25 protein-coding genes are annotated in these 24,607 nt (G+C 42.6%); 19 read left to right on the top strand and 6 right to left on the bottom strand.

Annotation, left to right across the window (positions count from 1 at the left end):
• The first annotated feature begins 95 nt into the window (after positions 1–95).
• A complete protein-coding gene (gene cbpB, locus ACTW1R_RS08805) occupies positions 96–599 on the top strand; it encodes a cyclic-di-AMP-binding protein CbpB (RefSeq protein ID WP_005226181.1) in 504 nt (167 codons plus the stop codon).
• Positions 600–634: 35 nt separating this feature from the next.
• Here cbpB and ACTW1R_RS08800 read toward each other — a convergent pair whose 3' ends face one another.
• Both ACTW1R_RS08800 and fabI read right to left on the bottom strand, forming a co-directional pair.
• Positions 635–1,552 (bottom strand): mechanosensitive ion channel family protein, encoded by a 918-nt coding sequence (locus ACTW1R_RS08800; RefSeq protein WP_270289951.1) that lies wholly within the window; start codon positions 1,550–1,552, stop codon positions 635–637.
• A 147-nt stretch (positions 1,553–1,699) separates the two neighbouring features.
• Positions 1,700–2,455, bottom strand: a complete 756-nt coding sequence (fabI, locus tag ACTW1R_RS08795; protein WP_005226179.1) for an enoyl-ACP reductase FabI — start codon at positions 2,453–2,455, stop codon at positions 1,700–1,702.
• Between the two features lie 206 nt (positions 2,456–2,661).
• Here fabI and fabZ point away from each other — a divergent pair, with 206 nt between their 5' ends.
• Positions 2,662–3,102 (top strand): 3-hydroxyacyl-ACP dehydratase FabZ, encoded by a 441-nt coding sequence (gene fabZ / locus ACTW1R_RS08790; RefSeq protein WP_005226178.1) that lies wholly within the window; start codon positions 2,662–2,664, stop codon positions 3,100–3,102.
• Positions 3,103–3,152: 50 nt separating this feature from the next.
• On the opposite strand, the gene ACTW1R_RS08785 is transcribed toward fabZ, so the two are convergent.
• Positions 3,153–3,902, bottom strand: coding sequence for a peptidylprolyl isomerase (locus tag ACTW1R_RS08785; RefSeq protein ID WP_185946551.1), 750 nt, complete (start codon positions 3,900–3,902; stop codon positions 3,153–3,155).
• Positions 3,903–4,084: 182 nt separating this feature from the next.
• On the opposite strand from ACTW1R_RS08785, the gene ACTW1R_RS08780 reads away from it, so the two are divergent.
• Both ACTW1R_RS08780 and ACTW1R_RS08775 read left to right on the top strand, forming a co-directional pair.
• Positions 4,085–5,176, top strand: coding sequence for a DUF871 domain-containing protein (locus tag ACTW1R_RS08780; protein WP_142974282.1), 1,092 nt, complete (start codon positions 4,085–4,087; stop codon positions 5,174–5,176).
• Between the two features lie 178 nt (positions 5,177–5,354).
• Complete coding sequence (locus ACTW1R_RS08775) at positions 5,355–6,305, top strand: alpha/beta hydrolase (RefSeq protein ID WP_034868634.1); 951 nt, start codon at positions 5,355–5,357, stop codon at positions 6,303–6,305.
• 50 nt (positions 6,306–6,355) lie between these two features.
• On the opposite strand, the gene gap is transcribed toward ACTW1R_RS08775, so the two are convergent.
• The gene (gene gap / locus ACTW1R_RS08770; protein WP_005226174.1) at positions 6,356–7,366 is read right to left on the bottom strand and encodes a type I glyceraldehyde-3-phosphate dehydrogenase; all 1,011 of its coding nucleotides are present in this window, start codon (positions 7,364–7,366) and stop codon (positions 6,356–6,358) included.
• 248 nt (positions 7,367–7,614) lie between these two features.
• Here gap and obgE point away from each other — a divergent pair, with 248 nt between their 5' ends.
• The 7 genes from obgE (at position 7,615) to ACTW1R_RS08735 (ending at position 14,908) form a co-directional block, all read left to right on the top strand.
• Positions 7,615–8,928, top strand: coding sequence for a GTPase ObgE (obgE, locus tag ACTW1R_RS08765; RefSeq protein WP_005226173.1), 1,314 nt, complete (start codon positions 7,615–7,617; stop codon positions 8,926–8,928).
• A gap of 180 nt (positions 8,929–9,108) precedes the next feature.
• Positions 9,109–9,684, top strand: a complete 576-nt coding sequence (locus tag ACTW1R_RS08760) for a DUF456 domain-containing protein (protein WP_010748409.1) — start codon at positions 9,109–9,111, stop codon at positions 9,682–9,684.
• Between the two features lie 72 nt (positions 9,685–9,756).
• A complete protein-coding gene (gene rnz / locus ACTW1R_RS08755) occupies positions 9,757–10,713 on the top strand; it encodes a ribonuclease Z (RefSeq protein ID WP_034857404.1) in 957 nt (318 codons plus the stop codon).
• Positions 10,697–11,485 carry an SDR family NAD(P)-dependent oxidoreductase gene (locus tag ACTW1R_RS08750; protein WP_015509761.1) on the top strand — a complete coding sequence of 263 codons (789 nt, stop codon included), beginning with the start codon at positions 10,697–10,699 and terminating at the stop codon, positions 11,483–11,485. Before rnz ends, ACTW1R_RS08750 begins: the two co-directional genes overlap by 17 nt.
• A 12-nt stretch (positions 11,486–11,497) precedes the next feature.
• Positions 11,498–11,935 (top strand): lipopolysaccharide assembly protein LapA domain-containing protein, encoded by a 438-nt coding sequence (locus ACTW1R_RS08745; protein WP_005226169.1) that lies wholly within the window; start codon positions 11,498–11,500, stop codon positions 11,933–11,935.
• Positions 11,936–12,083: 148 nt separating this feature from the next.
• Positions 12,084–14,384 carry a single-stranded-DNA-specific exonuclease RecJ gene (gene recJ, locus ACTW1R_RS08740; RefSeq protein WP_142974281.1) on the top strand — a complete coding sequence of 767 codons (2,301 nt, stop codon included), beginning with the start codon at positions 12,084–12,086 and terminating at the stop codon, positions 14,382–14,384.
• 11 nt (positions 14,385–14,395) lie between these two features.
• Positions 14,396–14,908 carry an adenine phosphoribosyltransferase gene (locus ACTW1R_RS08735; protein ID WP_005226167.1) on the top strand — a complete coding sequence of 171 codons (513 nt, stop codon included), beginning with the start codon at positions 14,396–14,398 and terminating at the stop codon, positions 14,906–14,908.
• Positions 14,909–14,984: 76 nt separating this feature from the next.
• Here the strand turns inward: ACTW1R_RS08735 and ACTW1R_RS08730 are convergent, their stop codons facing one another.
• Both ACTW1R_RS08730 and lexA read right to left on the bottom strand, forming a co-directional pair.
• Complete coding sequence (locus tag ACTW1R_RS08730; RefSeq protein WP_005236082.1) at positions 14,985–15,197, bottom strand: hypothetical protein; 213 nt, start codon at positions 15,195–15,197, stop codon at positions 14,985–14,987.
• 129 nt (positions 15,198–15,326) lie between these two features.
• On the bottom strand, positions 15,327–15,947 hold the full coding sequence (gene lexA, locus ACTW1R_RS08725) for a transcriptional repressor LexA (protein ID WP_005226165.1): 621 nt from the start codon (positions 15,945–15,947) through the stop codon (positions 15,327–15,329).
• 136 nt (positions 15,948–16,083) lie between these two features.
• Between lexA and ACTW1R_RS08720 the strand changes: the two genes are divergently transcribed.
• The 8 genes from ACTW1R_RS08720 (at position 16,084) to ACTW1R_RS08685 (ending at position 24,517) form a co-directional block, all read left to right on the top strand.
• Positions 16,084–16,323: a DUF896 family protein gene (locus ACTW1R_RS08720; RefSeq protein WP_005226164.1), complete on the top strand. Its 240-nt coding sequence runs from the start codon at positions 16,084–16,086 to the stop codon at positions 16,321–16,323.
• A 100-nt stretch (positions 16,324–16,423) separates the two neighbouring features.
• A complete protein-coding gene (gene tkt, locus ACTW1R_RS08715) occupies positions 16,424–18,421 on the top strand; it encodes a transketolase (protein WP_142974280.1) in 1,998 nt (665 codons plus the stop codon).
• A 549-nt stretch (positions 18,422–18,970) separates the two neighbouring features.
• Positions 18,971–19,810, top strand: coding sequence for a hypothetical protein (locus ACTW1R_RS08710; protein WP_489927259.1), 840 nt, complete (start codon positions 18,971–18,973; stop codon positions 19,808–19,810).
• A gap of 12 nt (positions 19,811–19,822) precedes the next feature.
• The gene (locus tag ACTW1R_RS08705; protein ID WP_271813834.1) at positions 19,823–21,211 is read left to right on the top strand and encodes a hypothetical protein; all 1,389 of its coding nucleotides are present in this window, start codon (positions 19,823–19,825) and stop codon (positions 21,209–21,211) included.
• 307 nt (positions 21,212–21,518) lie between these two features.
• A complete protein-coding gene (locus tag ACTW1R_RS08700) occupies positions 21,519–22,397 on the top strand; it encodes a glucosaminidase domain-containing protein (RefSeq protein ID WP_016609285.1) in 879 nt (292 codons plus the stop codon).
• Positions 22,398–22,595: 198 nt separating this feature from the next.
• Positions 22,596–23,525, top strand: coding sequence for a cysteine synthase A (cysK, locus tag ACTW1R_RS08695; protein ID WP_118215638.1), 930 nt, complete (start codon positions 22,596–22,598; stop codon positions 23,523–23,525).
• Positions 23,526–23,693: 168 nt separating this feature from the next.
• The gene (locus tag ACTW1R_RS08690; protein ID WP_005226158.1) at positions 23,694–24,134 is read left to right on the top strand and encodes a Fur family transcriptional regulator; all 441 of its coding nucleotides are present in this window, start codon (positions 23,694–23,696) and stop codon (positions 24,132–24,134) included.
• A complete protein-coding gene (locus ACTW1R_RS08685; RefSeq protein ID WP_015509753.1) occupies positions 24,131–24,517 on the top strand; it encodes a RidA family protein in 387 nt (128 codons plus the stop codon). Before ACTW1R_RS08690 ends, ACTW1R_RS08685 begins: the two co-directional genes overlap by 4 nt.
• Positions 24,518–24,607: the final 90 nt, after the last annotated feature.

Raw genomic sequence — 24,607 nt, 5'->3', positions numbered from 1 at the left:
AAAGTAAAAATTTCATTATAATTTTGCAGGTTTCTACTTTCTATTCTCATTTTCAAGTAAAATAGAAGAGTAGCTGTGAAATGGAGGCAATTAGATTGATAGGACAGACCGTAGAAAAAATATTACTCGAGAATCAAGAAAATTTCTTGGTGCCGGCAGAGAATGTGGCATCGGTATTTTATAACCACCCTTTGAGTCACGCATTGCTTGTTTTATCAAAAGTGGGCTATTCAAAGATCCCAGTACTAGATAGTGAGGACCATTTAGTCGGCTTAATCAGCCTCTCAAACATCGTAGAACGAATGATGGATCTCACTGGCTTCAGTATGGAAAATATTGAAGGGCTGACTGTGGCAGATGTCATGGAAGTCAATGTGAATTGCATCAAAGAAAACGATGAGTTGGAAAGTATGCTGCATCTGTTAGTGGATCAAGCATTCTTGCCGATCGTTGATGATGACAATGTCTTTGTTGGGATTATCACCCGCAAAGAGATTTTAAAATCCGTCAATCATTTGGCGCATGAAATCGAAAGACGCTATTTGCTGATTTCGAAAGAAGATGCCCCAAAGATGACAGATGAACTGCATGTGGTATAGAAAAAAGGTTATCCCAGTTTCGGGATAACCTTTTTTTAAATACCGACGATCGGCGCATTGGGGATCGTATAGCCTTTGGCAGTTAATGCATCAATCGATGCGGCCAAAAATTCCTCTTTGATTTTCCATTGCGTACCGTTGGTCACATACATGGTCGTGCGAATTGCAAAGTTGTTGTTTCCTAGATCCACCAGACCGAAGACCGTAGGGGCCGTTTGAATCTCTTCTTCGTGCTGCTGAGCAATCTGTTCATTGACTTCTTCAATGATGGCACGTATTTCATCTAAGCCTTCAGATGGTAAGATACGTACGTCTACCACGACTTGCATATTGGCTCTTGATGTATTACTGATGGTTGTGATGTTACGATTTGGGATATAATGAACGGTTCCATCAACGGATTTTAATTGAACAGTCCGAATACCGACGGCCGTCACCGTACCCTCAAGCGTCAGATTGGTCAAGCGGACGTAATCACCAACGTTGATTTGTTGTTCGGTAATAATAAAGAAGCCAGTAATCAAGTCATTCATAAAGCCTTGGGCACCGAGACCGAGGGCGACACCGACGACTCCGGCACCGGCTAGTAGCGAGCCTACAGGTACGCCGATGGTTGAAAGGAGTGCATAGACAAAAAAGAAGCCTAATGTGTAATGAACCGTATTGCGGATCAGGGTATGGATCGTGTTGATTCGACTCACATTGAAGGTGGCTTTTTTTTCATAGGACCGATAGATCCGGTCAATGATCATGTTGCTTATTTTTAATAAAATTCCAAATAAGATACACAAAAAAAGCAGCATCAGTGCTTTTTGGATCAGTAGGCCAATGATCGATTCCCAGTCGATCGATGCCCACCATTTTTGTAATGCATTGAGCTGAGCAGCTGCTGGTTCGGTAATGCTGGAACCACTTGAATCGGTCGTGCTAGCTGCAATTAGCAGTTGTCTCATAAAATCCCTCCAAGTCTTACTGCATCTATTTTAACGAAGATAAAATAGAAATGCAAAGGAGGTTTTCTGAAATATCTGTTTTTTTCAGAAAAAGCCTGCTTAGCCAACGGAGAGGCAAATAGCAGACTTTTCTATGACAATCATTGATTAAGATAAATGAACGCCTTTATCAACGAAAATCACTTCGCCGATAATCCCGCTTGATAATGGACTGATCAAGAAGGCACAAGTATTGCCCACTTCTTCAATCGTCACACCAATATGATCAGGTGTTCGATCCTCTGACAATTGGATCAGTTTTTGATAGTCTTTTACACCGGTTACTGCCAGCGTCTTGATGGCACCAGCTGAAATCGCATTGACGCGGATTTTTTGCGGTGAAAGTTCGGCAGCTAAATAGCGAACGCTTGATTCTAAAGCGGCTTTTGCAATCCCCATCATATTGTAGTTCGGTACTGCCCGTTCGGCACCTAAGTAGGAAAGGGTAACGATTCCAGCATTTTCAGCTAAGATTGGTTTGGCATATTTGGTGACGGCAATCAATGAATAACTGCTGATGTCTTGCGCCAAAGCATAACCGTCACGAGAAATATTTAAAATATCGCCAGATAGATCTTCTTTATTGGCATAAGCAACGGCATGGACAACACCGTGGATCTCACCTGCATATTCTTTGATCGTTTCAAAGGCGGAAGCAATGCTTTCGTCATTGGCGACGTCACATTCCACTACAAATTCATCAGATTCCAATAAGCGCTCTAAAGGCTTTTTCATGCGGTCGTTTTGATACGTGTAGATCACTTCGGCTCCTTGTGCTTTTAATGCTTGTGCACAGCCCCAAGCGATACTGCGTTTGTTAGCAACGCCCATGACGACAACTTTTTTACCGGTTAAAAAACTCATAATTCCACTCCTTAATAAATTCAACAATAATAAAATACGTATAATGACAAATAGTAAATCAAACTATCTTGATTTCTAATTATTAAGCATAATTGTTTGATTGTCAAACTATTTTTTTCTTAATAAATATTTAGTTGCGAATTTCGCTGAACTATGATACTTTGATAATCAAACTATAATAAATTCTTAAGCAAGGAAGGGAAACCATGAAAAAACTATTGACTGAAACAGAAGTCATGGATTTGATTCCAAATCGCTACCCAATTATATATATTGATTACGTCGATGAAATCGAGTCTGGCAAAAAGATTATTGCAACGAAAAATGTCACCATCAACGAAGACTTTTTCCAAGGACATTTCCCAGGAAATCCAGTAATGCCAGGTGCCTTGATTTTAGAAACATTGGCACAAGCAGGATCGATCCTGATCTTGAAATCCGAGGAATTCCAAGGTAGAACGGCGTATATTGGCGGTATCAACAAAGCCAAATTCCGTCAAAAAGTTGTTCCGGGAGATACCATGAAACTTGTTTTCGAGATCACTAAAATCAAAGGCTCTGTAGGAACTGCTGATGCGGTCGCTACAGTGGACGGCAAAAAAGCTGCGGAATGCGAATTCACCTTTATCGTTGGCGACCAAAAATAAAAGAAAACCGCTGAAATTCCCGATTAACGGAGACTTCAGCGGTTTTTTATTTATTCTTTGGCTTCTTGCAAGACCTTGATCGTTTCGATCTTCACTGGCTCAACCGGTTGAGAATTCTCACCATTGCCAGAGTCTTGGGTTTCTGCTTGCGCAATTTTATCTACGACATCCATGCCTTCGATCACTTGACCAAATACGGTATAGCTACCGTCCAATCGTGGTGTTCCACCATTTTTGTAGGCTTCGATGATTTTTTCAGGATAGTGTTGGATCGCTAGACCGTCAGATACATCCTGATCATTTTGAACGATGTAGAATTGACTGCCTTGGCTGTTTGGCGCACTTGATTTTGCCATTGCTAATGCGCCTCGCAAGTGATAAAGCTGGTTGGAGTATTCTTCGCCGAATCCTTCGCCCCAAATGCTTTCTCCGCCAGTGCCATCACCATTAGGGTCGCCCCCTTGGATCATAAACTCTTCTACGACACGATGGAAAGTCAAGCCGTCATAATACCCATCTTTGGCATGGGTCAAAAAGTTTTCGACTGCTTTGGGCGCGATCTCTGGGAAAAGTTTGATTTTGATCGAGCCTTCTTCCGTTACCATTTCAACTAAAGCTTCATTCTCTTGCACATCCGTTGATAATTGCGGCAATTCCAGGGCATTCAAGTCAACAGATTCTGAGGTTGACATGCTTTCTGCCGAATTGCTTGATGAGGGATCGGTGGTACTTGAACCTGTACAAGCAGCTAATAATAAAAGGCTAGCAGCTGCTGTCAGTGTGAATAGGATTTTTTTCATTCTTTCATTCCTTCCAGTTTTCTTAATGATAATCATAACAAAAAAGAGACATAGAAGAAAGCGCAGATTTTGTGGAATGAGAAAGAAACAGACGGAAAGGTGTAGACCACTTTTTAGATGTTTGCTATAATGAAAGAGGATTCATTATAATAAACGGATAGAATTTACAGGAGGTTTTTTTGATGGGAAAATTAGGGATATCGATTTATCCAGAGCGCTCAACGTTTGAAAAGGACAAAGCGTATCTAGACTTGGCACACAAATACGGCTTTAAACGGGTATTTACCAGTTTGCTGCAAATCAACGATGACAAAGAAAAAGTCTTGGCAGACTTTAAACAAGTCGTGGATTATGCCAATCAGTTAGGAATGGAAGTCATGGTAGATATCAATCCTAGTTTATTCGAACAGCTAGGTATTTCTTATGATGATTTATCCTTCTTTGATGAGATGGGGGCTTACGGTGTTCGGTTAGATATTGGTTTCACTGGTTCAGAAGAAGCCAAAATGACCCGTAATCCTTACGGGATCAAAATCGAAATCAATATGAGCAGCGGCACGAGCTACGTGGATAACATCATGAGTTATTCACCTAATACTGAAAATTTACTCGGTTCGCATAACTTCTATCCTCATCGCTATTCAGGGTTAGGCTATGACCATTTTGTTTTTTGCTCGGAAAAATTCCGCAAATACAATTTAAATACGATGGCTTTCGTGAATTCTCACGAAGCTGATTTCGGTCCATGGCCAACACAAGATGGTTTATGCTCTTTGGAAGACCATCGTGATCTGCCACTAGCTACACAAGTCAAACATTTAATGTTGACTGGTTTGATCGATGATATCTCTATTGGCAATGCCTATGCTTCAGAAGCAGAATTGGCAGCAATGGCTGAAGCGTTTCATGCTGATTATCCGACATTAAGAGTCGATGTCGTTGACGGAATCACTGAAGATGAACGAATTTGTCTCTTCGATAATCTGCACAGCTATCGAGGAGATCGCTCAGAGTACATCTTGCGTTCAACGATGACGCGGATCTATTATAAAGACAAGGAATTTCCACCTCATGATACCCGTGATATGGTAAGAGGGGATGTCTTGATCGATAATGCTGGCTATGGACAATACAAAGGTGAGACGCAAATCGCCTTGAAAGCAATGAAAAATGACGGTCGTGTCAATGTCGTTGGTAAGATCGCTGATGAGGAACTATTCTTATTAGAATTTTTGAAACCTTGGTCAAGTTTTAAATTGGTCGAAAATAACTAATTATCACGAAAAATCAACCATTGCCAACAAAGCGTGTTGGCAATGGTTTTCTTTTTGGGCGCTTGCAATTGACAAACACGAGCAAAAAACGGTAATTTATGTAGTGGGTTCTTTCCATGAAGAACGATGAAACCATAATAATATTATGTAAACTATATAACAAGAGGACGTGACAAGTGTGAAATTGCGCTGGAAGATTGCCATCGGAGTGGCTGTATTAGCAATTGCAGGATTAGGGTATGCAGGAAACTATTTTTACGATTATGCGGTGGTTCCTTCAGAAAAAGATTTTTTGGAAGGAGATACCCCTGGTACGGATGAAAATCAGACAGGAAATGAATCGCAAAATTGGTTTACAGATCCCGCCAATCGTGAGATGTGGCAGCTGACATCTGAAGATGATTTAAAATTATCCGCCATTTATCTACCGGCGGAGGAGAAGAATCGAGGAAAAACGGCGATCATCGCGCATGGCTACATGGGGAATGCAGAAACGATGGCGGACTATGCTAAGATGTATCATGATTTAGGCTATAATGTATTGGTTCCAGACGCTCGAGGGCATGGTCAAAGCGAAGGAGATTATATTGGTTTTGGGTGGCACGAACGTAAGGATTATCTGCAATGGATCGATGAAGTACTCGCAAAAAATGGTCCTGAAGAAACGATCACTTTGTATGGCATCAGTATGGGGGCTGCCACGGTAATGATGACCAGTGGGGAAGACTTGCCGAAAAATGTCACTTCTATCATTGAAGATTGTGGGTATACCAACGTCAATGAAGAATTGGGGTATCAACTCGATCAATTGTTTGGTCTACCTGCCTTTCCATTGATGAATGTCACTAGCCTTGTCACAAAAATCCGAGCGGGGTATTTCTTTGGTGAAGCAGATGCAGTCAAACAACTGCAAAAGAATACGCGTCCAATCTTTTTTATCCATGGCGATGCGGATACGTTTGTTCCTTATTCGATGCTGGAAATTTTGTATAACGCGACCGATGCACCAAAAGAAAAGTGGGTTGTTTCAGGTGCCGAGCATGCGAAAAGCTACAAAACAGATCCAGCGCTTTACAAAGAAAAAATTGCAGCTTTTTTGGACAAATACGATCACCCAGCAAGTGAATAAAAAAGTGCCGGTTCAAAAAAAGAACCGGCACTTTTTGCTTGACCCTTGGCTTATAAACGAGCAAATTCTTCTAGCAAACGAATCATTTGGCAAGTAAAGCCATATTCATTATCATACCAAGCGACGGTTTTCACCAGTTGGAAATCGCCAGCCGTGGTTACTTCTGTTTGTGTCGGATCAAAGATAGAACCTTGGGTGGTACCAATCACATCTCCAGAGACGATCTCACGGTCATCGTAACCGAATGACGGATTATCGACGGTGTGTTTTCTGATCGCTTCATTGACTTCATCGGCGGTTACTTTGGTTTTCAAAATTGAGACTAATTCTGTTAAAGAACCATCGACGACAGGAACCCGTTGGGCGTGTCCTTGTAATTTGCCATTTAATTCTGGGATAACTAGACCGATCGCTTTAGCAGCACCCGTCGAGTGAGGGATCGTGTTATCTGCAGCGGACCGAGCGGCTCTTAAGTTTCCGCCTTTTACCGGACCATCCAATAGCATTTGTGTAGAAGTATAGGCATGTACCGTCGTCATCGTACCAACTTCGATCCCGAATTCCTCATTTAAGAAGTAGGCCATCGGAGCTAAGCAGTTGGTCGTACAAGAACCTGCGGATATGATAGTATCCTCTGGTGTTAACGTGTCGGAGTTGACATTGTAAACGATCGTTTTCATATTACCAGCTGGTGCGGAGATAACGACTCGTTTGACACCCGCATCAAGATGGGCTTGTGCTTTTTCTGCAGAAGTGTAAAAACCCGTGCATTCTAAAACGATATCGACGCCATTTTCTTTTGCCCAAGGGATTTTGCTTGCGTCTGGTTCAGCGTACACACGGGTCTCTTTGCCGTCGACAACGATAGCATTATCCGTTGCAGTAACAGTTCCAGGGTACGTGCCGTGGGTCGAGTCAAATTGCAATAAGTGTGCTAACATGACTGGACTCGTTAAATCATTGATTGCCACAACTTCAATATCGGCAGAAACTTCTTTGATCCTACGAAAAGCCAAACGTCCAATTCGTCCAAAACCATTGATTCCAACTTTTACTGTCATTTCTTGTTTCCTCCTTTGATTGTGTCTGGTACACTTAAAAGTTTGCTACGATTTCAAGTGACTGTCAAAGAATAACCCTTAAGAATTCGCGATTTCTTACGGAAACCCATGAGAAAAGATAGACAAAAGACGTTTCGGTCGTTACAATAAAATAGACTTTCTTATTAGAGAAATAGTAACCACTTAAGGTGAGATAACTGATAATCAAAAAGTATAGAAGGTAGTAAAAAAAGAATGGAGGACAAATAATGTCCATGTTTTTAGATCAAGTGACAATCGATGTCAAAGCAGGAAAAGGCGGCGACGGAATGGTTGCTTTTCGCCGAGAGAAATATGTCCCAGACGGCGGACCCGCAGGTGGTGACGGTGGACGTGGTGGTGATGTCATTTTAGTCGTAGACGAGGGTCTGCGTACATTAATGGATTTCCGTTTTAATCGTCATTTTAAAGCGCAACCCGGGGAAAACGGCATGAGTAAAGGAATGCACGGTCGTGGCTCAGATGATACCTACATCAAAGTACCACAGGGAACGACCGTTCGTGACGCTGAAACAGGTGCCTTATTAGGTGATTTGATTGAGCAAGGCCAAACATTAGTGATTGCTAAAGGTGGCCGTGGCGGCCGTGGCAACATTCGGTTTGCCTCTCCGAAAAACCCAGCCCCAGAATTAGCTGAGAATGGAGAACCTGGTCAAGAAAGAAAAATCGAGCTCGAATTAAAAGTTTTAGCAGATGTTGGTCTAGTTGGTTTCCCTTCAGTTGGGAAGTCTACATTACTCTCTGTGATTTCCTCTGCTCGACCAAAAATTGGTGCGTATCATTTTACCACGCTGGTACCAAATTTAGGTATGGTAACAACTACTGATGGCCGTAGTTTTGCGGTCGCTGATCTACCTGGTCTGATCGAAGGAGCCTCACAAGGGGTTGGTTTAGGGACTCAGTTTTTACGCCATATCGAACGGACCCGCGTCATTTTACATGTAATCGATATGAGTGGCATGGAAGGACGCGATCCATACGAGGACTATTTGTCCATCAACAATGAATTGTCGACCCATAACTTGCGCTTACTAGAGCGACCACAAATCATCGTTGCCAATAAGATGGATATGCCGGATGCTGAAGAAAACCTAGCCCTTTTCAAAGAGCAGCTGGCAAAAGAAAAAACGGATGAGTTCGCGGATGAACCAATGATTTTCCCAATCTCTGGAGTCACTCGTAAGGGAATCGATGCCTTGTTGAATGCGACAGCGGATCTATTGGAAGTCACCCCTGAGTTTCTTTTATACGATGAAGAAATGGAAGAAGATGTTGTTCATTATGGCTTCCAATCGGATGAACCAGAGTTCTCAATTGATCGCGATCCTGATGCAACTTGGATCTTGAGCGGTGAAAAAATCGAAAAACTATTCCAGATGACGAATTTTGATCATGATGAGACCGTGATGCGTTTTGCTCGTCAGCTGCGTGGTTTAGGTGTCGATGAAGCATTACGGGCGCGCGGTGCCAAAGACGGCGATATCGTTCGGATCGGCAACTTCGAGTTCGAGTTTGTCGAATAATCGTTTAAAAGAACATCATTTGCCTAAAAAATACCTTTTTAGCTGCAGTGGATTTGACTACCGATCATTGATTTTCACTAAGAAATCAATGATCGGTAGTCTTTTTGGTTTCTTTTTTCATTTAAATGATTTACTGTTAAAATAAAGAAGATAACAAATAAACCAAAGGGAGCGATTTTTATGTCAAAACGTGTCATTGTAATGAATTTTGATGCCAGTGCCAAAGCGTACCAAGCCTTTTCGGAAGTGAAACGGATGCATATGGAACGGAAGATCAAAGGGGAACAAATGGCAGTTCTTACCCACACCAATGAAGGCGTGCATCAATTTAAAGTCGAGGACTTTCTCGATTTTACTGGGAACAATAAGACATCAACGGGTGGATTGATCGGGATGCTCGTTGGCGTGCTAGGCGGACCTTTAGGAATCATGCTGGGCTGGTTTGGTGGCAGTATGATCGGTGCTACTCGTGATGCAAAAGAGATCCAAAATGCGCAAATGCTTTTTGAACATGTCGGAAACCAAATTGGTGTTGGTGATACGGGGTTATTATTGATCGCAGATGAAGAAGACAATCGTCCTTTGAATCAATTGATCATGAATGAATTAGGCGGTGACATCACGCGCTTTGACTACGATGAAGTGGAAGCAGAGATTGAAACGGCTAAGAAAGTCGAAGAATCCACCAAAGCACGCGTTCAAGAAGACTGGAAAAACTCTCATAACGACGCAGAAGATCGCCAATCTGAGAAATAAAATCCACAAGCTTCAATTGCAACTTGATTTCTTTTCCGCTAAAATTGGAAAGAGATGAAAGGAAAGAAGCTTATGGAATTAGAATTTTTAGGAACAGGCGCAGGTGTGCCTGCGAAACATCGAAACGTGACCAGCATTGCGTTACGACTTTTAGATGAACGGAATGCCGTTTGGCTTTTTGATTGTGGCGAAGGGACGCAAATGCAGATTTTGCATTCTACGATTCGTCCACGAAAGATTGAAAAAATCTTTATCACTCATCTTCATGGTGACCATATCTATGGGTTGCCAGGATTGATCAGCAGCCGCTCCTTTCAAGGAGGCGACACGCCTCTAGAGATTTATGGACCCAAGGGGATCAAAGCATACGTTCAAACCGTTTTGCGGATTTCTCAGACCAAAGTCAGCTACCCCTTACATTTTTTCGAGATTGAAGAAGAAGGGATTCTTTTTAAAGATCAGCAATTTGAAGTATCGTGTCTGCGCCTTGATCATGGCATTGACAGTTTTGGTTATCGGATTGTTGAAGCAAGCCATCAAGGGGAATTGCAAGTGCAGGCTTTACTGGAACTTGGGTTGAAACCTGGGCCGCTCTTCGGTCGTTTGAAAAAAGGTGAAGTAGTTACCCTTGACGATGGACGTCAAATCAATGGGGCTGATTTCTTGGGCCAAGCGAAAAAAGGTCGGATCGTGGCGATATTAGGTGATACGCGTAAATGTCAAAACGCCGTACTGCTAGCAGAAGATGCGGATGTATTGGTGCATGAAAGTACCTTTAACAAAGAAGAAGCCAAGTTGGCTCGCGCTTATTTTCACTCGACGACGCGGCAAGCTGCCGAAGTGGCACAAGAAGCTCAAGCTAAGCGTTTGCTGTTGACCCATATCAGTGCGCGTTACGTTGGCAAAGATATTACAAATTTAGTAAATGAAGCAAAAGAAGTATTTCCGAATACGTTGATCGTCAAAGATTTTGATATTGTCGAGATCCCTTTTGCCGGAGAGGAAGAAACAGATGAATTTAGAGAATAAAGTTGTCGTTGTAACAGGTGGCTCTGCTGGACTTGGAGAACAAATCTGTTATGAAGCCGCAAAACGTGGTGCGATCGTCGTGACTTGTGCCCGAAGAACGAATCTGATTGGAAAAGTCAAAGAACAATGTATGGAATTAAGCGGCAAAGAAGCGTATGCGTTTCAATTGGATGTAGCAAATCCTGAAAGTGTGGAGCGCTTACTAGAAAAAATCAATGAAAAAGTTGGTAAGATCGATGTCTTCGTCAATAATGCTGGCTACGGGATCTTTCAAGAATTTACAGAGATGGACCCGGCGGTCATCCGAAATATGTTCGAAGTCAATGTTCTTGGCATGATGGTTTTGACCCAGCAAGTAGCGATCCAAATGGCTGAACAAAAGCATGGTCACATCATAAATGTTGCTTCGATCGCAGGTAAGATCGCTACGCCAAAAACGGCCGTCTACTCTGCAACAAAATTTGCTGTGCTCGGTTTTTCTAACGCATTACGTTTAGAACTAAAACCATTAGGGATCAACGTAACAACGGTCAATCCTGGACCGATCGAAACGGCATTCTTTGACCAAGCAGACCCAAGCGGTAGTTACTTATCGTCGGTGGGCAGCCTAGTGCTCGAACCGAACAAATTAGCGCAAACGATCGTCAAAGCGATGATCCATCCAAAACGAGAAATCAATCGCCCACATATTTTAGGCGCTGCTGCGAAACTATATACCCTGTTTCCTTCAATCGGCGATTATATGGCGGGAACGATGTTCAACAAAAAATAGGAGTTGAAGCCCATGAAAAATCAATGGCGTGTTATCGTTGGTATTTTACTGATTTTAGTGATCGTTTTATTTGCCGTTGCAAACAATATGACTGTCCCGATCAACTTTGGCTTCACAACGATTCAATCGCCACTGATCTTAGTCATTATTGGTTCTGCTTTGTTAGGCGCATTGATTTTGCTGTTGGTTTCCACAAGCGCAATGTTCCGCCAAAAAAAAGAACTAAAGCAATTGAGAAAAGAGCTTTCAGATTATCGTTCGAATAACGAGAAGGTTCTCCAAGAACAACGAGAAGCTTTGGAACGGGAATACACGAACAAGCAGGCGGAGTTAGCGGCAAGACAGCAGCAGCTCGATGATCAAGAAGCCCAGCTTTCCTCACGTGCTGCGGGCGCATCCACGCCACCAACGATCGATGAGGAAATGAAGTCTTTTGAATCGCAAGCCTAAAACAACGACGTTTCACAAAAAAAGAGTTTGCTAGTGCAAGATTTGCTGCAAGCTCTTTTTTTTTGTGTTGTAAAACGAGTGCTGTTTCTCTCGTTGTTTTTCTTTTTTGCATAAACTTTGCTATAATATCCTAGTTAGGAGTGATTTGGTGAAACGTGCAAATTTTCATTGGGTGCGTCCGCAAGAAAGCGAAACGACCCCAGTATTTAAAGAGCTGATCCAAGAAAGAAAGATCCCTGAGCGGATCGGCGCGTTGCTATGGCAGCGAAATATTCGAACAGCAGAGGCGCTCGATGCTTTTTTATCAACGGACCTGCAATATCTTCATGATCCGTTTTTATTTCATGATATGGCTAAAGCCGTGGAACGAATCCATGAAGCGATTTTAAATGGCGAACGAATCTTGATTTATGGTGATTACGATGCGGATGGGATTACGAGCACTACCGTGTTAAAGGAAACGTTGGAATTGCTAGGGGCGGAAGCTGAGTATTATTTGCCTAATCGTTTTACAGATGGATATGGGCCCAATCTAACTGTCTATCAAGATAAAATTGCAGCAGGGACGCAATTGATCATCACCGTCGACAATGGGGTGTCTGGTCATGAGGCGATTGCTTATGCTCAAGGACAAGGAGTTGACGTGATCGTCACAGATCACCATGAACTACCTGCAGAACTACCGGAGGCGTTTGCTATTGTCCATCCCCGTCACCCTCAAGGAAACTATCCTTTTGGTGATTTGGCTGGAGTCGGCGTCGCATTTAAAGTGGCTTGCGCTTTGTTAGAAGAAGTGCCAGTGGAATTGCTTGATCTTGTTGCGATTGGGACGATCGCTGATATGGTTTCTTTAACCGATGAGAATCGGCTATTAGTCAGCAACGGGTTGAAAATGATTCAGCAATCGGATCGCATCGGACTGAATGAGTTGCTGTCAGTCAGCGGTTTGAAAAAACAAACAGTCAACGAAACAGACATTGGCTTCGCCGTTGGACCACGGTTAAATGCGATCGGTCGTTTGGAGGACCCCAATCCGGCTGTTCGCTTATTGACTACCTTCGATGAAGAAGAGGCAGTCAGCTTAGCCCAAACCTTAGATACGATCAATCAGCAGCGAAAAACCTTTGTTGAAGAAATCATGAAAGAAGCACAAGAAAAAATCGATCCTGCGAATCATGTTCATTTGGTGGTGGGAGATCATTGGCACGAAGGCGTTTTAGGGATCGTGGCAGGACGAATCATGCAAAGTACAGGACAACCAGTAATCGTTTTGACAAAAAAAGAAAATGGCTTAGCCAAAGGGTCGGGAAGAAGCATTGCTGCGTTGAATCTGTTTGAAATGCTGTCGACGATGAAAGACATGTTTACTAGCTTTGGCGGCCATCATGCAGCAGTTGGATTAAGTATCCCCATCGATCATTTAGATATGCTGCAAGCCCAAATGAATCGTTATGTTGAAGAAAATGCCATTGACCTCAGTCAGGGCATCCCATTAGCGATCGATGAGGAGCTACCGTTAACAGAAGTTTCGATCAGTTTTATTGAATCATTAAAAGTCTTAGCGCCTTTTGGAACGGACAACCCCTTACCGAAATTTTTATTTTCTAATCTGATGACTCAAAATGCTCGCCAGATTGGTTCAGAAAATCAGCATTTGAAGTTAGTGATGAGCGATGAGTCTAACACGCAGCTGGATGTCATTGGGTTTGGTTTTGGAAAAGATTTAGTAGCGTTTGAAAACGACCGCTTATCGATCGTTGGTCAGCTTTCCATCAATGAATGGAATGGCAACAAAAAACCGCAGCTCATGTTGGATGATTTTGCAGTGGAAGGGATTCAGCTATTTGATTATCGTTCGAAAAGAAGCCGTCAAGGTGTCTCTCTGGGCAGTCAAACACTAGGCGTTCTTTTCAAGCAGAAACTTCCTCGGGAATTGCAAGGCTTTTGTGGGCAAACCACCATATTTGACTCAGTTACAGCCTTGGAAGATACTTTTCGTGCTGGTCAGTTCCAAGAGATTGCATTTTTAGATTGTCCTGCTGACCCTGCATTGATCAAAGAGATCGTTCAAGCGCTCCAGGCGTCAAGAGTTGCTTTTGTTTTCTACTCGACAGAAGATGCTTATTTAGATGGGGTAGGGACAAGAGAGCAATACAGTCGTCTCTTTCAACTGATCAAACAGCAGCCTCGTTTGGACATTCGTTACAAACTAAAGATGGTCGCTGACTATCTAAAAATTCCACAAAAATTACTTATTTTCATGATTCAGGTGTTTTCTGAGCTGGAATTTGTTACAATACAAGATGGTGTTTTGAATAAAACTGCTGATCCTGTTTCCCGTCCATTGACGGAGAGTCATTTGTATCAGCAACGACAAAAACTGATCAAAACAGAAGAATTTTTATTAATGAGTGATTTATCAACCCTTCGTCAGTGGTTGACAGTCTAGGAGGAAAGAAAATGGATTTAAAAGAGTATATTGCTAGTATTCCTGATTATCCCCAAGAGGGAATTATTTTTCGGGACATCTCGCCATTGATGGCAGATGGAGAAGCGTATCGGTATGCGACACAACAAATCGTTGAGTATGCACAAGAAAAAGGCATCGATATGGTGGTAGGACCTGAAGCCCGCGGCTTTATCGTTGGTTGTCCAGTTGCCTATCAATTAGGTGTCGGCTTTGCCCCAGTACGTAAAAAAGGCAAATTGCCACGGGAAACGATTGAAGCAGAATATGAAAAAGAGTACGGTGTGGATGTCTTGACGCTGCACGCCGATGCCATCAAACCAGGTCAACGTGTCTTGATCTGTGATGATCTACTAGCAACTGGCGGAACGATCAAAGCAACGATCGAACTCGTAGAAAAACTAGGTGGCATCGTTGTTGGCTGTGCCTTCTTGATCGAACTGATGGATCTACATGGAAGAGACAAGATCCAAGGTGTCGAAATTAAGACGTTAATGGAATACTAAAAAAGCAGAAACAAAAAAGGACTCGCTGGAGTCCTTTTTTGTTTCTGCTGCCTTATGGGCGTATGTAGGGGAAGGATCATGGTTCATAACGATAAAAATCATGATCGTGATAATAATGGCGGTTACGTTTGCGCTCTGCTTGGCGGAATTTCTTTTCATCCCAAAGCATGAACCAAAGCATCATTAGAGGGCAAAAAATCAGAACAGCACTTAAAACGCCAAAATAGCCAATAACAATTCCCATCAATAATACCCACAACATAAAACCAAATCGACGAACTGCTTTCATCTCATTCACTCCTTAAATAATACGAACTTATGTTTGTATACTTATTATACGAATGTTTGTTCGCTTTGTAAAGAGGAAAGAAAAAAAATCTTCGTAGAAACGAAGATTTCCTAGTCAGCTCGTTGAGCATCAAAGCAGATGGCGATACAATCCAACAACCAATCCTAAAATCGTTACGTCAGGCAAAATGATTGGTTCTAAATAATCATTTTCCGGTTGTAAACGAATGTAATTCTTTTCTTTATAGAATCGTTTGCACGTAGCTTCGTCTTCATCTGTCATAGCAATCACGATATCGCCATTTTGAGCACTTTGTTGTTTACGAACGATTACTTGATCACCGTCGAGAATGCCAGCATTGATCATACTTTCTCCTCGGATCGTCAACATGAATAAACTTCCTGTGCTATTCGCTAAATCTGGCGGAATCGGAAAGAAATCGGATGCATCTTCCACGGCTAAAATCGGTTCTCCAGCAGTTACGACACCAAGCATCGGAATGGATGCTGGTTGAACATCGATTTTTTCAAGACCGGAAGCAGTTAATTCAATGGCTCTGGGTTTTGTAGGATCTCGTAAGATCAGCCCTTTTTTTTCAAGTCGGGACAAATGGCCATGAACAGTTGAGGTAGAAGATAACTGAACGGCTTCGCCAATTTCGCGAACAGTCGGCGGATAGCCTTTTTCAGTGACACGTGTATGAATGAACTTAAGAATTTCGATTTGTCGATTTTCTGTTCGTTTTGCCAAAACTGACACCTTCTTTCATTTGATAACCTTAGTGTACCATAGCTATATCGATTATTCAAACAAATGTTCGCTTTTTGTGCTATTGTTTTTGCTCGCTAGTTTGTAGTAAAATCAAGAGGGAAAAGGAGGAACAACTATGCTATCTCAAGAAAAATTAGCTCGAATCAATGAACTTGCCAACAAGAAAAAAACAGAAGGATTGACTGAGGCTGAGACCCACGAACAAAAAGTTCTGCGTGAAGAGTATTTAACCGCCTTTCGTGGAGGGATGCGACACCATATCGAAGGAATGAAAATCGTTGACCCTGAAGGTGCTGATGTAACACCAGAGAAGTTAAAAGAGATTCAAAAGAAAAAAGGTCTCCACGGCAGATAATTGTGAATTCCTTTTCATTGCTATTGAAATAAGCTTCTGAATCACGTATAATGAAAGATGTAATAAAGGTAAAAAAAACCTAAATTAGGAGGAACTACCATTGTTTGATAAAATCGATCAATTAGGAGTGAACACCCTTCGTACATTAAGTATCGAAGCCGTACAAAAAGCCAATTCAGGACATCCAGGATTACCGATGGGGGCAGCACCCATGGCCTATGCCTTGTGGACGAAACACTTGAAAGTCAATCCAACGACTTCTCGCAACTGGGTGGATCGTGACCGCTTTGTTTTGTCTGCTGGACACGGTTCGGCGTTATTGTACAGCTTGTTGCACGTGTCTGGTTACGATGTGACCATTGAGGATCTAAAAAACTTCCGTCAATGGGATAGCCGCACGCCAGGACATCCAGAAGTCGATCACACAGACGGCGTGGAAGCAACCACTGGACCTTTAGGACAAGGGATCGCCATGGCAGTCGGTATGGCGATGGCCGAAGCCCACTTGGCTGCAACCTACAATCGCGACAAGTATCAAGTCATTGATCACTATACCTACGCTTTATGTGGCGATGGGGACTTGATGGAAGGTGTTTCGCAAGAAGCTGCATCCATGGCTGGTCACATGAAATTAGACAAACTGATCGTCTTGTACGATTCAAATGACATCTCCCTAGATGGCCCAACTTCAAAAGCCTTTACAGAAAATGTCGGTGCGCGTTTTGAAGCGTATGGCTGGCAACACATTCTCGTTGAAGACGGCAATGATTTAGAAGCGATCTCGAAAGCGATCGACGAAGCAAAAGCTGAAAGCGACAAACCAACCTTGATCGAAATCAAGACTGTGATCGGATACGGTGCGCCAAATCAAGGCACCTCTGCCGTTCATGGTGCGCCGATCGGTGCCGAAGGCATTTCTGCAGCCAAAGCGATTTATGGTTGGGAATACCCAGAATTTACCGTACCTGAAGAAGTTGCCGCGCGCTTCAAAGAAACCATGATCGATGAAGGGCAAAAAGCTGAAGCAGCTTGGAACGAAACCTTCCGTGCCTATGAAGCAGCCTACCCAGAACTTGCTGCGCAATTCAAACAAGCCTTTGCGGGTGAATTGCCAGCAGATTGGGATGCAGCATTACCAAGCTACGAAGTTGGCAGCTCACAAGCTAGTCGAGTATCCAGCAAAGAGATGATCCAAGCCTTATCCAAAGCCGTCCCTAGTCTCTGGGGTGGATCGGCTGACCTTTCTGGATCCAACAACACGATGGTTGCAGCAGAAAAAGACTTTGAACCTGGCCAATACGAAGGCCGCAACATTTGGTTTGGCGTCCGAGAATTTGCGATGGCGGCAGCGATGAACGGCATCCAATTGCATGGCGGTACGCGAATCTATGGCGGAACCTTCTTCGTCTTCGTTGATTACTTGCGTCCAGCGGTGCGCTTGTCTGCGATCCAGCATGCACCTGTTATCTATGTCTTGACGCATGACTCCGTGGCGGTTGGAGAAGATGGACCGACGCATGAGCCAATCGAGCAATTAGCCAGCGTCCGTTGCATGCCAAATGTCCAAGTGATTCGTCCAGCAGACGGCAATGAAACCCGTGCTGCCTGGAAATTGGCCATGACGACAACGGATAAACCAACGGTCTTAGTCTTAAGCCGACAAAATCTACCAGTGATCGAAGGCACGCAAACCGGTGCGGATGAAAATGTCGCAAAAGGTGGTTACGTGATTTCAAAACAAGCTGGTGAAACACCAGCGGGGATTTTGATCGCCACAGGTTCTGAAGTGAATCTTGCGGTCCAAGCACAAGCTAAATTGGCAGAAGAAGGCATCGATGTATCGGTGGTCTCCTTACCAAGCTTTGATTTGTTTGAAGCACAAAGCTCAGAATACAAAGAAAGCGTCTTGCCAAAAGCAGTGAAGAAACGGGTAGCGATCGAAGCAGCTTCCCCATTTGGTTGGGAACGTTACACCGGTTACCATGGAAAAGTGATCGCGATCGATCATTTCGGTGCATCCGCACCTGGTGACAAAGTCTTAGCGGAATTCGGCTTCAGTGTTGAGAATGTCGTGAATACTTTCAAATCAATCGATTAATTGATCGACAATCAATCAAAAATAGCACGTTCGAGAATCTTTTCGATTTTCGAGCGTGTTTTTTTGTCTGGAGCATGGTTAGAGAACCACAAGGGAGAGGAATGAGAAACGCAAGTCACCGATTCAACAGGGAAATACTTTCTATCGATGAGCCAATCGTCAGAGAGAAACTGGATCAAACAAATAATAAACGTCACTTTGTTGTATAAAATTGAATATATATGAATAAAAATGCCGGTTTTCGTTGTTGCAAGGCTGGTTCCTGTGTATAGTTAAAGAAAAGGAAACTAAACAATAAGAGCCAAGGAGAATGGCTCAAGAAAAGAGAACAGGGAAGAACGACTACTTGAAGAAAGAGGAATAAGGAGATGGGAAAACACGATGAAAAGGTTGAGGGTTAGTCACACGAACCGACGAAAGAAATGCGGCGTTATGAGTGGAAAAAAGAAAAAAACCATTCTTTTGGTAATACTACTGCTAAAGCTATTTTCACGAGACGTTTACGCAACAGAATTGAATGAAATTTCAACAGGTGATGAAGCAAACGTTGTGATACATACTGATTTTCTCAAGAGTGAAGTGACAAATCCGTCTATTTATCTCACCTATACGGCCGTTCCGTCAAGTGGAAGTGAGATAATTGATGTTCACGTTGAGATCAATGGGGCATACCATAGTCATCTTTATTTGAAAGATGAAAACAATCACGACACAGTGGAGGAATTCGAATTCGGCAGTGGAATCGTTGTTTTGCCCTATCATCAATCAGAAGCGATGTATCTTGAGCTTGTAGCGGTTGACAGCAGCGGCGCCAGTGGACGATTCAAATTAGAACATCCGATTACTGTGGTAGATCCGCCCGCTCTGCCGTCACCAACTCCTGATGAAATTAGTACTGAATTCTTTTGGGAGGATGAAAGAACATTTGTGAACAATCGCTTATACATGGGAATCGCTGGAGAAACAGAAATAGATCGATTCCGAGTATCAGAAGCGAAGATCCATGAAGCAGTCGAATCGATTGGCGGGACAATTTTGCAAGAAGCGGATTGGTCATGGCACATTCTCATAGGTGTCAAAAAAAGTACCGCTGAAGAGCTGATCGCCATGATTATGAGTCTGGTGACGAACTATCCTGAGGTCTTCGACGGGGGCAGTTTAGATATAATTGAGAATGTCGGACATGCAGGAGAGACAAGTGAGACATTTGATGTGGACACGAACGAGACCTTAAATGATCCGTTGGCCTACGCACGATCAAATGAGGCTGCAGCTTCTACTGAGCCGTTGGAGATTCCCTCCGGAATGACACTATTTCTTTATATAATAATGGTAATACCAGTGCCAAGTTTGGCCGTAACATGGTTATTACTCAGACACAAACGCTAAATAGGAGGAAAAATGGAAATAAAAAAGAAACGATTGCGCAACAAAGTCGTGGTATTAGTGATCATCTTGCTGTTTACACCCAAAATCAGTCATGCTGAAACGAATAGTAATACAGAAAGAGACGGGCAAACAATTATAAACATGGAAGATAAACCGATCATCGAACTACTCAGTGAAGAGCCTGGTGCAGAATTAAATGTGCCCTTTTTTGAGATAATCTACGCAATAACCCCTACTACAGGTAGTTTTATTGATGAAGTGTTCGTGAAGGTCGATGGGGAATTCGATCGTTATCTTTTTCGAAGTATCACTTCATCAGTAATGATCGAACCCGGTCGAAAAATAGCTGACGCACGTTTATTTCTTCCAACTGAATCTGAAGCGCATCGATTTGAACTTGTAGCCATTGACAGCACAGGAGCAATGGCGACCTATTCATTTGAAGAACCATTTTATATGAACGAATCTCCAGGCCTACCTGCACTGTTTTTGGAGGATATCACTACTTATGAGGCAGACGGCGTAAAAAAGGGTTTTGTGAACAATCGCATACACCTTGAAATCGACCGTGCTGCTCGCGATGAGCAGTTTCCCACATTGACTGAACAATTGTTGGATAGTCTCATCACACGTGAAGCTCAACTTTTAGCTGGACCTGATCAAAATGATCGAGTAACAATTGAAGTAGCACCCTTTTCCTTTGAGGAATTTCATCAGATCCTCTTTGAAATCAGACAATTTTCTTCTGGGTTGATCAAAAGGGGAGCTTTGGAAGAAATTGATCCCACGACTGTTTCACTTGATCCTAGAGACGAAAAGCATGCAGCTCGGCCCGTGACAATTACTTCAGATATGGTTCAGACAGGTTGGGTTCCTGGACTATTTTTGCGCAAATATCAAGCGAATCTGCTCAGGTTTAAGTTTACCCTGAGTGAGGAGAATTATTTGCTGCACAAGTACTTTCCGTCCACTGATTTAGGACGATCGTTGTTCTATCAACGGGCGGACGATGCCGTAAGGCAAATCGATGGAATCAGAGTAATCGATCCTCTGCCGATGTTTCCGTATATATGGGTAGAACTCGATGAAAATAGTCCCAATGAATTGATCGAAAAAGCCCAAAAAGTAATGAGAGAATCCGCGGATGTATTTGACCAAGCAGAGATGGTCTTGATCAATGATTTTATAAATGGCGAACCATTCTACGAAGAGGTGCATAGGCAAGTACCAGTTGTGATCAATGAGAATGGTACCGTAGGCTCGCTGTCTTCGGTAAAATGGATAGGGATCACACCGACTATGAAGTCAACTTACCGCACTATCATAAGTCTCCCCATAATTTACTTATGCTTCATTTTGTTTGTGTATCTTTGGAACCGAGTGCGTTTTCGTCCCAAATAGTTTTAGATTTTTCAGGAATCGACGGCGATCAACAAGGCAGGTTCAGAAAGGAGCTAAGAAAGCAAGGTGGTTGAAGGAAGCTGAGTTGTTGCAAATTTGCTTTTTTATTATTGAAACAGAGAAGAAGAAAGCGAAAAAACTTTTAAAAGTTTTTTCATTTAGTTGAGAATACTAAGAATGTTCGTTTAGTTTTTTAAAAGACTCTTTCCCGAGTGTAAAGTGAACATTGTTTGCACTGTTAGATGTTTTTCCGTATAATAGCTGTATTGATTTATTTGAAAAAACGTACAGTTACTGGAGGAAAAAAATGGGAAGTTATCAAACAAGAAGTGAAAGACATCATCAACCAAAGAAGACGATAAAAAGACCTACTAAAAAGGCGGTGGTCTCTTTGATGGGGGCAGGAATGATGTTAGCGCCAATGACGGTCACTTTCGTTCCTCAACAGGTACAAGCTGCTGAGAATCAATACGCGACGCAGGACATCTCAGGTTTTATTGAGCAAATTGGCTGGTCAGCACAAGATGTTGCTGCCAACAATGATCTCTATGCTTCTGTGATGATTGCTCAAGCGATTTTGGAAAGCGGCTATGGTTCTTCCGCGTTATCCAATGCACCCTATTACAATTTGTTTGGGGTCAAAGGCAGTTACAACGGACAAAGTGTCTATATGCCTACACAAGAGTATTTGAATGGTCAGTGGGTAGAGATGAATGAACCGTTTCGTCAATATAACTCTTACTGGGAATCGTTTCAGGATCATGCGAATGTCTTGCGCAGCACGAGTTTCGCGACAGGAACTGCTCATTACAGTGGTGTTTGGAAAAGCCAAACAACCTCATTTTATGATGCAACGAATTACTTGACGGGGCGCTATGCTACCGATCCAGGGTATGCACAAAAACTGAACTGGTTAATTGAAACGTATCAGCTCACACGCTTTGATACGGGGACAACGCAAAGTACCGCATGGACAAGTACAACGAGCACGACTAGCACGAGTACTACGCAAACTACAACGACGACTCAGGTAAACAGCGGATCTACAGCGCAGAGCTATCACGTTGCTTCAGGCGATACACTTTGGGATATCGCCAATAAATTTGGCACAACGGTCGACGCTCTAATGGCAACAAATGGGTTATCTAGTGAGGTCATTGTTGTTGGCCAAGAATTAATCGTTTAATTATCTGATACTGCCTTAAGAATGATTGCTCTAAATGGCATCATTCTTAAGGTTTTTTTGTAATGGAAAAACAAAATCAAGAAAGTGAATACAAACAAATATAAAAAAATAAGAAAAAAATTGAAATTGCTTACTTTTTATTCGCAACTCGGGGTTATTTTAGGTAGAATGGAAGAATAAGAACGGGAGGGATTTTCAATGACAAAAATCTATCAATCGGTCAATGAGTTAGTTGGGCATACGCCAATCGTCAAATTAAATCACATCGTAGAAGAAGGTTCTGCGGATGTGTATCTGAAATTAGAGTTCTTCAATCCTGGGGGGAGTGTCAAGGACAGAATTGCTTTAGCCATGATTGAAAAAGCAGAAAAAAATGGCTTGTTAAAAGCTGGTGATACCATCATCGAACCAACTTCTGGGAATACTGGGATCGGCTTAGCCATGATCGGTACGGCAAAAGGCTATCGTGTCGTGCTGGTTATGCCAGAAACCATGAGTATTGAAAGACGTAAAATTGTTCAAGCTTATGGTGCAGAGTTGATTTTGACCCCTGGGTCTGAAGGAATCACTGGTTCTATCAATAAAGCAAAAGAATTAGCAAAACAAGACGGCTATTATATGCCATTACAATTTGAAAACCCAGCCAATCCAGAAGTCCATGAAAAAACGACAGGGAAAGAAATTGAGGATGCGTTTGAATCTAAAGGGTTAGACGCTTTTGTTGCTGGGATCGGCACAGGTGGTACGATCACTGGTGCGGGGAAGGAATTGAAGCGCGTCTATCCTAATTTGAAGATCGTGGGCGTTGAGCCTGCAGAATCAGCTATTTTAGGAGGTGGCAAACCTGGTCCCCATAAGATCCAAGGGATCGGCACGGGATTTGTTCCTAAAGTACTAGACACTGAGATTTATGATCAGGTCATTGCCATCGCTAGTGAGGATGCCATGGAAACTGCGCGTCAAGTTGGGATGAAAGAAGGAATCTTAGTAGGAATTTCTTCTGGTGCAGCGATCAAAGCGGCATTAGAGGTTGCTAAGGACTTAGGAAAAGGCAAAAAAGTCTTAGCGATCGTACCAGATAATGGTGAACGCTATTTATCTACGGCACTGTATCAGTTTGAAGACTAACAAAGAGGGGGAAAGCAGGCATTCGTTTGTCTGCTTTTCTTTCTCGAAAAACTGAGGGAAGACGGGCTGGGCAAATGCGTTATTCCTTTAAAAAAACAAGGAAAGCTGTTTGAATTTTTAGGTTTTACATAGTATGATAGGTAAGATAAGAGAAATGGAGGAACTCCTGTGAGTACGATCTACGATGAAGCGATCAAACGATTAAAACATGAAAATATTCGTATTACACCGCAGCGAGTAGCGATATTAGAATTTTTAGCCAGTCACGATGCCCATCCGACCGCTGAAGAGATTTATCGGGCGATCGAAGTTCATTTTCCTGGTATAAGTGTCGCAACGGTATACAATAACTTACGTTTGTTCACAGAAATTGGCTTTGTAAAAGAAATGAATTATGGAGATGCCTCCAGTCGTTTTGATTTTACAACGGAGCCTCATTATCATGCTATCTGCCAAAAGTGTGGAAAGATCGCTGATTTTTACTATCCAGGATTGGAAGATGTCGAAATGGCGGCTTCGAAATTAACTGGGTATCAAATAAATAACCATCGACTAGAAGTTTATGGTCTATGTCCTGAATGCCAAGTGAAAGAGGAGGAAACAAAATGAAGATAATTTCTACAGATCAAGCACCACAAGCAATCGGTCCTTATGTTCAAGCAAAAATCGCAAACGGCTTTTTGTTTGCTTCTGGTCAAGTGCCATTAGATCCTGTTTCGGGGGAAGTTGTCGGTACGACGATTGAAGTACAGACTCAGCAAGTATTGAAAAATATCAACGCGATTCTTGAAGCGGCGGAACTTACGCCAGATGACATCGTTAAGACGACATGTTTTTTAAAAAATATGAATGATTTCGTTCCTTTCAATAATACGTATAGCACATTGTTCAATGAAGCGTTACCTGCACGTTCTGCTGTCGAAGTTGCTCGCTTACCAAAAGATGTTTTGGTTGAAGTTGAGATCATCGCAGCAGTCAAAGAAAAAGCGTAACCAACAAAGAATCGTGGGACGTCCGCATTTGCGTCGTCCCCTTTTTATTGATTCGATCCTGATAGGGAAGAATCTTTATGTTTCAAGTGA

The sequence above is a fragment of the Enterococcus sp. R12 genome, from assembly GCF_058135755.1.
The sequence above is the reverse complement of the archived record's forward strand: the minus strand, read 5'-3'. Positions and strand labels throughout refer to the sequence as shown.